The following is a 14,701-nucleotide window of genomic DNA, read 5'->3' on the forward strand; positions in this document are numbered from 1 at the left end:
TATGGTTCGTAAAATCATTTTAATTCCGATAGGAAAAAACAAAAATTTAACTTCTTTTATTTTAAATTTATCTAATATTTTTATAAAAAATAATAAAAATTTTAGTTTTTTTAATCCTTTTATAGAAACACAATCTAATTTAAAACAAAATATTAAAAATTCTTCTTATTATTTAAAAAAAAAAAATAAATTTATAAATTTTATAAAACCACTTTTTATAAAGAATTTTTCTATATTATTAAAAAAAAAAAATTATTCTTTATATTTAGAAAAATTACTTGATAATTATTATTTATATAATAATAAAAAAATTGTTTTAATTGAAGGAATTCAATTTCATCAAGATATTTCTATTAATTTTTTTAATCAATTAAATTTAGATATTGCTAGAATTTTAAATGCAGAAATAATTTTTATTATTACTCCTGAAAATGATTTTTTTGAAGATTTAAAATATAAATTTCATTTTATAAAAAATTTTTTTTTAAAAAATAATTGTTTTAAAGTTTTAGGAGTGTTTATTAATTCATATAATAAAATAAAATTAAATCATATAAGTCATACGAATAAGTTATTGTCTTATAATAATAAAAAAAAAATATATAAATTAAAAAATTTTATTTATAAAAATATTTTAATATTAGGAATGTTTTATAAATACAAATATTATTTTTCTATAAAATTAGAAAAATTAATAAGTTTTTTAAATGCTAAAATTTTATTTTACAAAAAAAAAAATACAAAAATTAATTATATAGTTTTTTTTTCTAATCAAAATATTAATGAAATTTATAATTTTAAAAAAAATGTATTATTAATTATATCTTTTAATTATTTTGATAATTTTAAAAAAATTCTTTTTTTAAAAAAAAAATATATTCAATGTTCTTTATTATTTATTGGAAATAATAAATCTTTTTTTATTCATAGTAGAATTTATAAAAGATTAAAAAAAAATGGAATTTCAATATTTTTTTTAAATATTAATTTATTTAATTTATTATATTATTTACATCAAATTAATTATTTATATCATAAAAAATGTAAAAAAAAAGAATACAAAAAAAATTCTTTTATTTTATTTTCTAATATAAATTCTATTTTTTTAAGTAAAAAAAATAAAGTTAAAAAATTTTCTTCATATAAATTTTTATATAAATTAAAAAAATTATCAAAAAAACAAAAAAAAATAATTATTTTACCTGAAGGAGAAAATCTGAAAATAATTAAAGCTGCATATTTATGTCATAAATTTAATATTTGCAATTGTTTGCTTATTGGAAATTTAAATGAAATTCATAAAAAATTTTTTCTTTTAGGATTGTCTATTCCTAAAAATTTAAAAATATATGACCCTAAAGATATTAGTAAAAATTATATAAAAATTTGTAAAAAAACATATAATAATTTAATTATATATGATTATAAAAAATTTTTAGAAAAAAATACTATTATTTTATCTATGTTTATTTTAATGAATACAGTTAAATTTCATGGCATAGTAGCTGGAATTGAGAATACAACCGCTAATGTTATTCGACCTGCTTTAAAAATAGTAAAAATGAAAAAAAATATAAATTTAATTTCATCTATATTTTTTATGTTATTTCCAGATAAAGTTTTTATTTATGGAGATTGCGCTATTAATCCTAATCCTAATGAAATAGATTTATCTGAGATTGCCATACAATCTGCAGATTCTGCACAAATTTTTGGAATTACTCCAAAAATTGCTATGTTATCGTATTCTACAAATAATTCTGGATCAGGTTTAATGGTAGATAAAATTAGAATAGCAACTGAATTAGTTAAAAAAAAACGTCCTGATTTAATTATTGAAGGTCCAATTCAGTATGATGCTGCAATTGATAAAAATATTTCTAAAATAAAATTTTCTAAATCTATAATTTCAGGAGATGCAAATATTTTTATTTTTCCTGATTTAAATAGTGGAAACATTACATATAAAGCAGTTCAAAGATCATGTTCAATATTTTCTTTAGGCCCAATGATTCAGGGTTTAAAAAAACCAGTCAATGATTTATCAAGAGGAGCATCAACCGAAGATATATTATATACTATTGCTTTAACTGTAATTCAATCTATTGATAATAATTTTTAAATTTTTTATATTTTTATTTTTATATTACTATCAACTATACAACAACAAGAAAGTATTTCATTCTTTTGCAAAGAAGCTAAAGTATATTTTTTTAAGTAGTATACTTTTCCTTGAATCAAAATTATTCTACATGTTCCGCAATAGCCTTCTTTGCATTGGTAATCTATTGGTATATTATTTTTTATAAGTATTTTTAATAATGAAATTTTATTTTTTGTATATATAACTTTATAATTTTTATTTTTTATAATTATTTTATTTTTTTTCATTTATAATTTAAAATTTTTAAATAAATTTGATGATATATCAGAATCAATTTGACCAACTAAATAAGATGTTGTTTCTGTTTCTTGTGGAGCATTTTGTACATTTTCAGAAATTAACCAAGAATTTATCCAAGGAATTGGATTAGAATAGATTTTAAAATAAGGTTCAAATCCAATAGCTTTCATTCGAATATTCGTTATATATTCAATATATTGACATAAAATTTCTTTATTTAAACCTAATATTGATCCATTTTTAAATAAATATTTTGACCATTCTTTTTCTTGTGTAGCAACAGTTATAAATATTTTATATGCTTCTTTTTTGTATTTTGAACTGATTTCAATCATTCCTTCAGTTTTTTTTGTATGTAATATATTAATAATATGTTGAGTACTTGTAAGATGCAAAGCTTCATCTCTTGCAATTAATTTAATAATTTTTGCGTTTCCTTCCATAATTTCTCGTTCTGCAAATGAAAAAGAACAAGCAAAACTTACATAAAATCTAATTGCTTCTAAAGCATTTACACTAATTAAGCATAAATACAACATTTTTTTAATTTTTTTTAAATTAATTTTTTTTTCTTTATTATTAATGATATGTTTTCCTTCTCCAAAGATATTCCAATAATATGTTAATTCTATTAATTTATCATAATATTTAGAAATATCTTGAGCTCTTTTTAAAATATTTTTATTATCAATTATATTTTGAAATATTTTATCTGGAAAATTAGTAATATTTCTAATAATATGAGTATAAGATCTAGAATGAATAGTTTCTGAAAAAGACCATGTTTCAATCCATGTTTCTAATTCTGGTATTGAAGTAATAGGTAAAAAAGCAATATTTGGGCTTCTTCCTTGTATAGAATCTAATAAAGTTTGATATTGTAAATTACTTATAAAGATATGTTTTTCATTTTTAGATAATTTTTTAAAATCAATTCTATCTTTAGATAAATCAATTTCTTCTGGTCTCCAAAAAAAAGATAGTTGTTTTTCTATTATTTTTTCAAAAATAATATATTTTTGTTGATCGTATCTTGATATATTAACAGATTGTCCAAAAAACATTGGTTCTTTGAGTTGATTATTTTTTTTTTTAGAAAAAGTACTAAATTTCATTTTTTCCTACTTAATTTATTTTTTTAAATAAAACATGCTCCATTATCACAGTTTAAATTATTATTTTTTTTTAATAATGATTTTTTAAAAATTTTAGATTCATCTTTTGTATTTTGATAATATAAAGTTTTTAAACCAAATTTATATGCTATAAGTAAGTCATGTATAAGTTGTTTTATTGGTATTTTTTCATTTAAAAATTTTTTTGGATCATAATTTGTATTTGTTGAAATAGACTGATCAATAAATTTTTGAATAATTCCTGATAATTGTAAATACCCTATGTTATTTGGCATATCCCAAAGTAATTCATAATATGATTTTAATTTATTATATTTTGGTACAATTTGTTTTAAAATTCCATCTTTTGAAGCTTTTATACTCATAAATCCTCTAGGTGGTTCTATTCCATTTGTTGCATTTGAAATTTGAGAAGATGTTTCTGATGGCATTTGAGCTGATAAAGTTGAATTTCTTAATCCATATTTTATTATTTTTTTTCTTAATTTTTCCCAATTTAAATGTAATGGTTCAGAACATATTAAATCAATATCTTTTTTATATGTATCTATTGGTAATATTCCTTTTGAATAATTCGTATCATTAAAGAATTTACATTTTCCTTTTTCTTTTGCTAATTTATATGATGATTTTAAAAGATAATATTGAATTGCTTCAAATGTTTGATGAGTTAAGTTATTAGCGCTTCCATCTGAATATCGAACTTTATTTTTTGCTAAATAATAGGCAAAATTTATTACTCCAATTCCTAATGATCTTCTATTATGTGCACTTTTTTTAGCGGAAACGATTGGATACTCTTGATAATCTAATATTTCATCTAAAGCTCTAACAATTAAATTTGAAATGTTATAAATTTCTTTTAATGATTTTATTTTTCCTAAATTAATAGCAGATAATGTACAAAGAGCAATTTCTCCGTTTTTATCATTAATATTATTAATTGGTTTAGTAGGTAATGTGATTTCTAAACATAAATTAGATTGTTTTATTGGTGCTTTTTTTGGATTAAATGCACTATGTGAATTACAATGATCAACATTTTGTATATAAATTCTTCCTGTAGAAGTTCTTTCTTTTAATATTAATGCAAATAAATCTAATGCTTTTATTTTTTTTTTTCTAATATTTTTATTATTTTCATATTTTATATAAAGATTTTTAAATTTTTTTTGATTTGAAAAAAAATATTTATATAGATTTGGTACATCTGATGGACTAAATAATGTTATTTTTTTTTCTAAAATCATTCTTTTATACATTAATTTATTAATTTGTACAGTATAATCCATATGTCTAATTCTATTTTCTTCAATTCCTCTATTATTTTTAAGAACAATTAAATTTTCAATTTCTAAATGCCAAATTGGATAAAATAACGTTGCTGACCCACCCCTTACACCTCCTTGAGAACAAGATTTTACTGCTGTTTGAAAATGTTTATAGAAGGGTATGCATCCTGTATGAAATGCTTCTCCATTTCTAATAGGGCTACCAATAGCTCTTATTTTTCCTGCATTAATTCCTATTCCTGCTCTTCTAGAAACATATTTTATAATTGCATTTGCTGTGGCATTAATTGAATTTAAATTATCATCACATTCAATTAATACACAAGAACTAAATTGTCTCATTGGGGTTCTTACTCCAGCCATAATAGGTGTAGGTAAAGATATTTTAAATTTTGATATAGAATTATAAAATTTTTTAACATATTTTAATCTTTTATATTTTGGATATTTTATAAAAATACATGCAGAAATTAGAATGTATAAAAATTGAGCAGTTTCATATATTTTTCCTGTAATTCTATTTTTTATTAGATATTTTCCTTCCATTTGTTTAACTGCTGCATATGAAAAATTCATATCTCTTGTATGATCAATAAAATTATTCATTTTTTTAAATTCTTTTTTAGAATACATAGTTAATAAATTTTTATCATATTTTTTTTTTTTAACCATTCTTTTTACATGTTGATACAATTTTGGTGGATGAAATTTTCCATATACTTTTTTTCTTAAATGAAAGATAGCTAATCTTGCTGATAGATATTGATAATCTGTATTTTTTATAGAAATTAAATCTGATGCTGATTTTATAATAGTTTCATGAATTTTAATTGTTGTAATTCCATTATAAAACTGTATTCTTGATTTAAGTTCTACTTCTGAAATAGAAATTTTTTTTAATCCTTTTGATGCCCAATTTAATACTTTATGAATTTTTTCTAAATTAAGTTTTTCTTTTTTTCCATTTCTTTTTATGACATACAATTTTTCTTTCATGTCAAATTTTACCTATTTAAAAAATTTTTTTTAATATAAATTATTTTTTAAATTTTATTTTTATAAAAATTTTATTGGATATAATATGATTTTTTTTATTATATGTATGTTTTTATATAAGATCTTCTTGAATTTTTTGTAATCCAACAACTTTTTCTTTTTTGAACATTCTTATTAATATTACACCTTGTGTATTTCTTTTTAAAATATTAATTTCAGATACTCGAGTTCTAACTAATTTTCCAGAATTTGTAATTATAATTATTTGATTATTTTGATTAACTTGAATAGCTTTTACAACTGATTTATTTTTTTTAGTAATTTTTATTGAAATGACTCCTTTTGTAGATCTAGATTTTATTGGAAATTCTTTTATTTTTGTTCTTTTTCCATATCCTTTTTTAGTTATTACTAAAATTTCTCCTTTTTTTTTAGGAATAATTAATGAAACAACTTTGTCTTTTTTTTTTATTTTAATTCCTTTTACACCTGTTGCTGTTCTTCCCATAGATCTTACATATTTTTCTGAAAATTGAACAACTTTTCCTTTAGAAGTAAACAACATAATATTATCATTTCCACTAGTTAAAGATACTCCAATTAATTTATCATTTTTTTTTAAATGAAGAGCAATAATTCCTTTATTTCTTGGATTTTTAAATTTTTTTAAAGAAGTTTTTTTAACTATTCCTAAAGAAGTTGCCATAAATATATTTTTTTTATCTTGATATTTATTTAAAGGTAAAATTGCTGTTATTCGTTCTTTTACATTTAATGGTAATAAATTAACTATTGGTTTTCCTCGTGAATGACGACTAGCTTCTGGTAATTGGTATATTTTCATCCAATATATAATTCCTTTGCTTGAAAAACATAATATTGTATCATGGGTATTTGCTATTAATAGGTTTTCTATATAATCTTCTTTTTTCATTTTTGCTGCATATTTTCCTTTTCCTCCTCTTTTTTGAGCTTCATATTCTGTTATAGGTTGGTATTTTACATATCCAGAATGTGATAAAGTTACTACTACGTCTTCAGAAGGAATAATATCTTTAATATTTATGTTTGATTTTTTGTTTATAATTTCTGTTTTTCTTTTATCACCAAAATTTTTTTTAATTAATTTTAATTCTGATTCTATTACTTTAATCATTTTATTATGGTCATTTAATATATTTTCTAAATATATTATTTTTTTTTTAATTTTTTTATATTGAACAATTATTTTTTTATTTTCTAAATTTGTTAAACTATTTAATTTTGTATTTAATATTTTATTTACTTGTTTATCTGAAAAAATATATTTTTTATGTTTTATTTTATTTTTATTTTTATTTTTATTTTCTTTATTAATTAATTTTTGTGTAAAATTAGTAATATTCCATTTTTGAGATAATAAAGATATTTTTGCTTCTTTTGTTTTTTTTGAATTTTTAATATAAAATATAATTTTATCTATATTTTCTAATGCTACAGTTAAACCTTCTAATAAAATCATTTTTTTTTTATATTTTTTGTAATTAAAAATACATCTTTTGGTAACAATTTCTTTTCGATGATAAATAAAAGATTTTATTATATTTTTTAAATTTAATAATTTTGGTTTTCCTTTATATAATGCAACCATATTTATTCCAAATGAAACTTGTAAAGATGTTAATAAATATAATTGATTTAAAATAATTTCAGAAATAAATTCTTTTTTAATTTCAATTACTATTCTCATTCCGTCTTTATCACTTTCATCTCTTAAAGCAGAAATACCATCTATTTTTTTTTCTTTTACTAAGTTAGCAATTTTTTCTATTAGTTTTGCTTTATTTGTTTGATATGGTAATTGATATATTATTATAGATTTTTTTTTTGTTTTTATATTATTTTCAATTTTAATTCTTGCTCGAATATATATTGTTCCTTTTCCTGTTTTATATGCTTTTTTTATTCCAGATTTTCCATTTATAATTCCAAATGTAGGAAAATCAGGACCTGGAATATATTTCATTAAGTTTTTTAAACTAATTTTTGGATTTTTTATATATTTTAAACAAGCATTAATTGTTTCATTTAAATTATGTGGAGGAATATTTGTAGCCATTCCAACCGCAATTCCAGATGATCCATTTATTAATAAATTAGGTATTTCTGCTGGTAAAATTTCTGGTATTTTTTCAGATCCATCATAATTTTTTACAAATTTTACTGTATTTTTATCTAAATCATTTAATAAAGTATGTGCTATTTTTGACATTCTAATTTCTGTATATCTCATTGCTGCTGGTGAATCTCCATCAATTGATCCAAAATTTCCTTGTCCATCAATTAATATATATCTTAATGAAAAAAATTGAGCCATACGTACAATAGAGTCGTAAACTGCTGTATCACCATGAGGATGATATTTTCCAATTACATCTCCTACAATTCGTGCTGATTTTTTATAAGGTTTATTCCATTTATTATTTAATATATGCATTGCAAAAAGTATTCTTCTATGAACTGGTTTTAACCCATCACGTACATCTGGAAGGGCTCTTCCAATAATAACTGACATTGCATAATCTAAATAAGAATTTTTTAATTCTTTTTCTATTTCTATTTCTATTATTTCTTTTGCAAATATATTCATGAAATTACTTCTCTTGTTTAAAATTTGTAACCTTAAATATTTTTTTTATAATTATAACATATTGAATTGATTCGGTGAATCTTGTAAAAAAATATAATTTTTTTTTTAAAATAATAAAATTATAAAGTATTTTTTTGAAATAAAAATAGAATTTTACTATTTTTGTAATTTATTTTAAAATGTTTAAAACATTTATATTTTTTATTTAAAATTTTTTAACATATTAATAAATTTTAAAAAAAAATAATGAATTAAAGGAATGTATGAATACTCAAGAAAAAACTTTAATAATAGATTTATTTAAAAGATTAAAAAAAGCTGAAAAAAATTCATTAAAAAGAGATAAAGAAGCAGAAAATTTAATAAAAAAATATATGATTAATCAGTCTAATTCTGTATATTACATGATTCAAACAATTTTGGTTCAAGAATTAGCGATAAAAAATTTAAATATTTCTATACAAAATTTACAAAAAAAAAATAATTTATTAAAAAATTTAAAATATAAAAAAAGTTTTTTATCTGGATTATTAGATAAATATGTTCCATCTTCAAATAAAAAAAATTTAAATGTTAATAATAATTTTAAAGAGAATGTTACAAATGATATAAACAGAAATAACGAACAATTGAATACAAATTATAATGATAATTTTAAGAATAATATGGGAGGAGGTAATAGTTTTTTAGGAAATGCTTTACAAACTGCAACGGGAGTAGCTAGTGGTATGATTGTTGGAAATATTTTAATGAATTTGTTTAATAGAAAAAATGAAGAAATTTTTGATTATTCAAATAATAATTTTATTTTAGAAGATTTAGATAATGTAAATAATTCTAACTTTAAAGATGAATTAACAAATTCTAATGAATTATTAAATGAAATTAAAAATGATCAAAATAATTTAGAAAATTTTCAAGACAATGAAAATTATTTTAAAAATGACAATATTTTAGAAAAAGAAGATGAAGATTTAAATAATAAAATAGATGATCAAGAAGATTATAAATATAATATTTTAAATGATGAAAACATCTTAGATAACAATATTGAAGATTATGATAATAATGATTAATTTTTTTTTAAATATTCTTTAATTTTTTATTATTAATATTTTTATTTAAATTTTTTATAAAAATATTTTAAAAATTTTTAATATTCGATTAATTATATTTTAATAAATTAAATTTTTAATTAATCGAATAATTTTTTTATATTATGTATTCATGTTATTAGATAAATATTTTGATATTCCTTTTGGTGTTGGTTTTATTCCTTTTTCATTTTTTTTCCAGTTTGCAGGACAAACATTTCCAAATTTTTTATGAAATGTTAATGCATCTATCATTCTTAACATATCTTTTATATTTCTTCCATATGGTAGATCATTTATTATTTCATGTCTTATTATTCTATCTTCATCTATTAAAAAAGATGCTCTTAATGCTACTCCTAAATTAGGGTGCTCTATTCCATAAGATTTTTGTATTTCTCTTTTAATATCTGAAGCCATTACATATTTTATAGGACCAATTCCTCCGTTTTTATATTTAGTTTTTTGCCATGCTAAATGCACAAATATAGAATCTATAGATATACCTATTAATTTTACATTTCTTATTTTAAATTCATTATAAAATTTATTAAAAGCAATTATTTCAGATGGACAAACAAAAGTAAAATCCATTGGCCAAAAAAATAAAACACATTTTTTTTTTGATATATATTTTTTAAAATTAAAATTTTCAGTTATTTTTCCATTTTTTAAAATTGCTGAAGTAGAAAAATTTGGCGCTTTTTGAGTAACTAATGACATATTTTTTCTCTTTTTTTTTATTTTATTTTTTATATTAAATTATTTTATATATACTTTATTTTTTATATTTTTAAAAAATATATAAAAAATATTAAATATATATTTAATATTATAATCATTTATTTTTTTTTGTATAATATATATTTTACAATTATTAAAAATATAAGAAATTTTTATTTTTTTTAAGAGAATAATATGATTATCAATAAAAAAAAAATAATTTATACTTGGGAAAATTTATTAAAAAATAAAAAAAAAGAAATTAAAAAATTAATTTATAAAATTAATAAAAAAAGATTAAATGAAAAAATTTTTCCAAAGAAAAAAGAAGTATTTAATGTTTTTAGATTTACTAAATTTAAAAATATAAAAGTAGTAATTTTAGGTCAAGATCCTTATGTTAAAAAAAATCAAGCTCATGGTTTAGCTTTTTCAGTAAAATCAAAAAATAATTTTCCTCCATCTTTAAAAAATATTTTTAAAGAAATAAAATCTGATATAAATAAAAATATAAAATTTAAATCAGGTTATTTAAAAAAATGGGCTGATCAAGGAGTATTTTTATTAAATTCTATTTTAACAGTTTCTTATAAAATTCCTGGTTCTCATATAAATTTTGGGTGGGAAGAAATTACTGATTACGTAATTTATTTAATTAATTTATATCATTTTGGTGTAATATTTTTATTATGGGGAAATTTTGCTAAAAAAAAAAAAAAATTTATTAATTTAAATAAAAATTATGTTTTTTGTGCATCACATCCATCTCCTCTATCAGCTTATAAAAGTTTTTTTGGATGTAAACATTTTTCTAAAGTAAATGAAATATTAATTCGTCAAAAACAAAAAATAATTGATTGGAGTATAGATTAAAATATTATTTTTTATAAAATAATATTTTAAAATTTTTAAATGGCTATTTACAAGCCATTTTATATATTTTTATATTTTAACTAATACTTTTCTAATTATTTTTTTATTAATTGAATATCCTTTTTTAAAAATTTTTTTTATTTTAGAATGTTTTTTTATTTTTTGTTTATTCTTTAATTGATGAATATTTTTATTATATTCTTCTCCAATAATTCCTTCTATTTGTATATTATTCTTTTTAATTACATCTAATAAAGATTGATAAATTAAGGAAATTCCTTGTAATTTTGGATTATTTTTATCTTTTAAATTCAATATATTTTTAATTATTTTTTCTAATTTATCTATAATTAAAAATATTTTTTTAAAAAATTCTATTTTCTTATCTTTCTTTATTAATAAACATTGATTTTTTGTATTTTTTTTAATATTTTCAATAGTTGCAAAAAATCTTAATGGTAATTCTTTAATTTGTTTTTTTTTTTCATCAATTTTTTCTTTTAATATCTTTATTTTATTTAATTGATTCATTATATTTTTTTTTTTTTTTTCTTTTTCTTTTATATTTTTTTTATTTTTTGAAAGATTCATAAAAGTCACCGAATTATATTTTTATTTATAAAATTTTTAAAGAATATAATTATTTTAAAATTAGAAAATTTATAATTTTATAATCTTAATAAAGATATTTAAATAATTATTTAAATATAAAAAAGTAGTATTTATTAAAAACAATTATATTCTTAAAAAATTTTATATAATTATTTTTTATATTTTTTAAAGAAATAAAAAAAAACAATATTTTTTAAGTATTTTACAAGAAATAAATTAAATTTATAATTATATAATTTTTAAATAAAATTGAATAAATATGATAAAATTTTTTATATTTTTTTAAAATATTTAATAAAAATATATTTAAATAAATTAATTATTTTAAAAAACATATTTTATATTATAATTTTTTTTTTTTTTTTTTTTTTTTTTTTTTTTTTTTTTTTTTGGAGCTGGCGGGATTTGAACCCGCGTCCAAATTATTTTTTTATTAAAGCAACTACATGATTAGTCTTATATATATCTTATTTTTCTTTTTTATTTAAGACAATTAAAAGAAACGTAGTTTTTTTTTTTAAAAAATATATAAATACAAAAACTATATTTATATATAGTCTTTTTTAGTTTTGATCATTTATTTTTAAAAATTAATCTAATTTTGAAAAAGACAAGAATCAAATAGATTTATAAATGAGCTTTAAAACAGTTTTTTAAGCTGCTAAAGCATATTCCTGTTTATTGTTTTTTGCGTATATTTTTAATTTTGGTTTTTTAACGAGGCAAACCAATTCCTCGTCATGCTCTTTAATATTAAAAATAATTTGTCAAATCCAAAATCAGCCCCATTAATTTTTATTTTAAATATGTATTTATAAATATTAAAATTTTAATATAAAAATATTATAATATTATAAGTAATTATATTACAAATTTATTTTTTTATAAAAAATATTTTACTTTATATATTAAATTTTATATTTTATTTAAAAAAAAAGGATTATTATTTAATGAATACAATTTTAAAAATAAAAAATCAAATTTCTAAAAATCCTATTATTCTTTATATGAAAGGATCTCCTCAATTTCCAAGTTGTGGTTTTTCAGCAAAAGCAGTTCAAATTTTATTAAATTTACAAGTTAAATTTTATCATATAGACATTCTTGAAAATGATGATATTAGAAAAGAACTTCCAAAATTTTCTAATTGGCCAACTTTTCCTCAATTATGGGTAGATGGAGAATTAATAGGTGGAAGTGATATTATGTTTGAATTATTTAAAAATGGAAAATTAAAAAAAATTATTAATCATTCTATAAAAAAAAATATATCTTAAAAAATAATTTAAAAAATATTTTTATATATTTATTTTAAAAAAATATACAATAGATATGATGTATATACATTTTTTATGACAATGCATCATATCTTGATTTTTTTAAATAATTTATTTTTTATATTTTTTTATCATTGTTATTTTTTTTATTATTTATTGGCCATCCACCTAATTTTTTCCAACGATTTATTATTTCACAAAATAAATTTGCTGTTTGAAGAGTATCATATAATGCAGAATGAGCTTGACTATTATCAAAAGATAATCCTATTGCTCTACATGCTTTAGATAAAACAGTTTGACCAACTGCTAATCCACTTAAAGTTGCTGTATCAAATGTTGCAAATGGATGAAATGGATTTTTTTTTATTTTAATTCTTTCTGATGCTGACATAATAAAACTATGATCAAAATTTGCATTATGAGCTACAATTATTGCTTTACTACATCCATATTTTTTAATACCATTATAGATTATAGAAAAAATTTCTTTAAATGCTAATTTTTCACTAACTGCTCCTCTTAAAGGATTAAATGGATCAATTTTATTAAAAGATAAAGCTTCTTTTTTAATTAATGAACCTTGAAATGGTTTTACATGAAAATGTATTTTTTTTTCAACTTTTAACCATCCATAATCGTTCATATTTAATGTAATAACTGCAATTTCTAGTAATGCATCAGTAATAGGATTAAATCCTGCAGTTTCTACATCAATAACAACTGGATAAAAAGTTCTAAATCTTTTACTTAAAAGGCTCTTATTTTTTATTTTATTCATCATGATTCCATTATTAAAATATGAGTTTAATATAAATTTTTATTTATTAACATTTAATAAATGTATTTCATATATTTTTTATACTAATATCTTGAATAATAAAAAATAATTTAATATTAACTTTGTTTTTTTTTAAATTAAAATTTAACATAATAATTCTATAATGTTAAGAATAATCAATATTTTATAAAAATTGTTTTTAAATTTCTTTTTATTTTACATAAGGTTGTTATATGACATATAAATTACCTGATTTAAGTTATAATTATGATGATTTAGAACCATATTTTGATTCAAAAACTATGAAAATTCATCATAAAGGGCATCATCAAGCATATATTAATAATTTAAATAATATTTTAATTAATACAAAATTTATAAATTATAAAGAAGATGAATTATTATCTAATTTAGAATTTATTCCAAAAAAAAATAGAAATTATATAAAAAATAATTTTGGTGGTTATATAAATCATAATTTTTTTTGGAAGATATTAAAAAAAAATACTATTTTAAAAGGAATTTTAAAAAAAGAAATAGAAAAATATTTTATTAATTTTGAAAATTTTAAAAAATGTTTTATAAATATTGCTATGAATCATTTTGGTTCAGGATGGGTATGGTTAGTTCAATCAAAAAAAAAATTATTAATTACCACAACTGTAAATCAAGATAATCCAAAAATGAGTAAATTTTTTATAAAAAATACAGGATTTCCAATTATTGGATTAGATTTATGGGAACATGCATATTATTTAAAATATAAAAATAAAAAATTAGAATATATTCAATCTTATTTTAATATAATAAATTGGGATCAAGCATCTATAAATTTTGAAAAATCATTTTTTTAAAGTGTTTTTTAATTATTTTATATAAGATTT

12 protein-coding genes and 1 other RNA gene are annotated in these 14,701 nt (G+C 18.2%); 5 read left to right on the plus strand and 8 right to left on the minus strand.

What is annotated here, in order from left to right; all coding sequences use genetic code 11:
- The first annotated feature begins 1 nt into the window (after position 1).
- On the plus strand, positions 2 to 2,122 hold the full coding sequence (gene pta / locus RJT80_RS00650; protein ID WP_343187880.1) for a phosphate acetyltransferase: 2,121 nt from the start codon (positions 2 to 4) through the stop codon (positions 2,120 to 2,122).
- 5 nt (positions 2,123 to 2,127) lie between these two features.
- Here pta and yfaE read toward each other — a convergent pair whose 3' ends face one another.
- The 4 genes from yfaE to gyrA all read right to left on the minus strand — a co-directional run bounded on the left by yfaE (position 2,128) and on the right by gyrA (position 8,457).
- Positions 2,128 to 2,391, minus strand: a complete 264-nt coding sequence (gene yfaE / locus RJT80_RS00655) for a class I ribonucleotide reductase maintenance protein YfaE (RefSeq protein WP_343187881.1) — start codon at positions 2,389 to 2,391, stop codon at positions 2,128 to 2,130.
- A complete protein-coding gene (gene nrdB, locus RJT80_RS00660; RefSeq protein ID WP_343187882.1) occupies positions 2,392 to 3,519 on the minus strand; it encodes a class Ia ribonucleoside-diphosphate reductase subunit beta in 1,128 nt (375 codons plus the stop codon).
- A gap of 23 nt (positions 3,520 to 3,542) precedes the next feature.
- The gene (nrdA, locus tag RJT80_RS00665) at positions 3,543 to 5,828 is read right to left on the minus strand and encodes a class 1a ribonucleoside-diphosphate reductase subunit alpha (RefSeq protein WP_343187883.1); all 2,286 of its coding nucleotides are present in this window, start codon (positions 5,826 to 5,828) and stop codon (positions 3,543 to 3,545) included.
- A 112-nt stretch (positions 5,829 to 5,940) separates the two neighbouring features.
- Positions 5,941 to 8,457, minus strand: a complete 2,517-nt coding sequence (gyrA, locus tag RJT80_RS00670; protein ID WP_343187884.1) for a DNA gyrase subunit A — start codon at positions 8,455 to 8,457, stop codon at positions 5,941 to 5,943.
- 263 nt (positions 8,458 to 8,720) lie between these two features.
- Here gyrA and RJT80_RS00675 point away from each other — a divergent pair, with 263 nt between their 5' ends.
- Positions 8,721 to 9,533, plus strand: coding sequence for a DUF2076 domain-containing protein (locus RJT80_RS00675; RefSeq protein ID WP_343187885.1), 813 nt, complete (start codon positions 8,721 to 8,723; stop codon positions 9,531 to 9,533).
- Between the two features lie 141 nt (positions 9,534 to 9,674).
- Here RJT80_RS00675 and RJT80_RS00680 read toward each other — a convergent pair whose 3' ends face one another.
- Positions 9,675 to 10,274, minus strand: a complete 600-nt coding sequence (locus RJT80_RS00680) for a redoxin domain-containing protein (protein ID WP_343187886.1) — start codon at positions 10,272 to 10,274, stop codon at positions 9,675 to 9,677.
- A 216-nt stretch (positions 10,275 to 10,490) separates the two neighbouring features.
- Here RJT80_RS00680 and ung point away from each other — a divergent pair, with 216 nt between their 5' ends.
- Positions 10,491 to 11,147 carry a uracil-DNA glycosylase gene (gene ung / locus RJT80_RS00685; protein WP_343187947.1) on the plus strand — a complete coding sequence of 219 codons (657 nt, stop codon included), beginning with the start codon at positions 10,491 to 10,493 and terminating at the stop codon, positions 11,145 to 11,147.
- A 69-nt stretch (positions 11,148 to 11,216) separates the two neighbouring features.
- On the opposite strand, the gene RJT80_RS00690 is transcribed toward ung, so the two are convergent.
- Positions 11,217 to 11,738 carry a nucleotide exchange factor GrpE gene (locus RJT80_RS00690; protein ID WP_343187887.1) on the minus strand — a complete coding sequence of 174 codons (522 nt, stop codon included), beginning with the start codon at positions 11,736 to 11,738 and terminating at the stop codon, positions 11,217 to 11,219.
- Positions 11,739 to 12,146: 408 nt separating this feature from the next.
- Positions 12,147 to 12,546, minus strand: a transfer-messenger RNA (tmRNA) gene (gene ssrA, locus RJT80_RS00695).
- 163 nt (positions 12,547 to 12,709) lie between these two features.
- Between ssrA and grxD the strand changes: the two genes are divergently transcribed.
- On the plus strand, positions 12,710 to 13,036 hold the full coding sequence (gene grxD, locus RJT80_RS00700; RefSeq protein WP_343187888.1) for a Grx4 family monothiol glutaredoxin: 327 nt from the start codon (positions 12,710 to 12,712) through the stop codon (positions 13,034 to 13,036).
- A 118-nt stretch (positions 13,037 to 13,154) separates the two neighbouring features.
- On the opposite strand, the gene rnt is transcribed toward grxD, so the two are convergent.
- Complete coding sequence (gene rnt / locus RJT80_RS00705; protein ID WP_343187889.1) at positions 13,155 to 13,817, minus strand: ribonuclease T; 663 nt, start codon at positions 13,815 to 13,817, stop codon at positions 13,155 to 13,157.
- A gap of 233 nt (positions 13,818 to 14,050) precedes the next feature.
- Here rnt and RJT80_RS00710 point away from each other — a divergent pair, with 233 nt between their 5' ends.
- Positions 14,051 to 14,671 (plus strand): Fe-Mn family superoxide dismutase, encoded by a 621-nt coding sequence (locus RJT80_RS00710; RefSeq protein ID WP_343187890.1) that lies wholly within the window; start codon positions 14,051 to 14,053, stop codon positions 14,669 to 14,671.
- Positions 14,672 to 14,701 lie beyond the last annotated feature (30 nt).

Source organism: Buchnera aphidicola (Periphyllus koelreuteriae) (genome assembly GCF_039360445.1).
GTDB classification, from domain to species: domain Bacteria; phylum Pseudomonadota; class Gammaproteobacteria; order Enterobacterales; family Enterobacteriaceae; genus Buchnera_J; species Buchnera_J aphidicola_BM.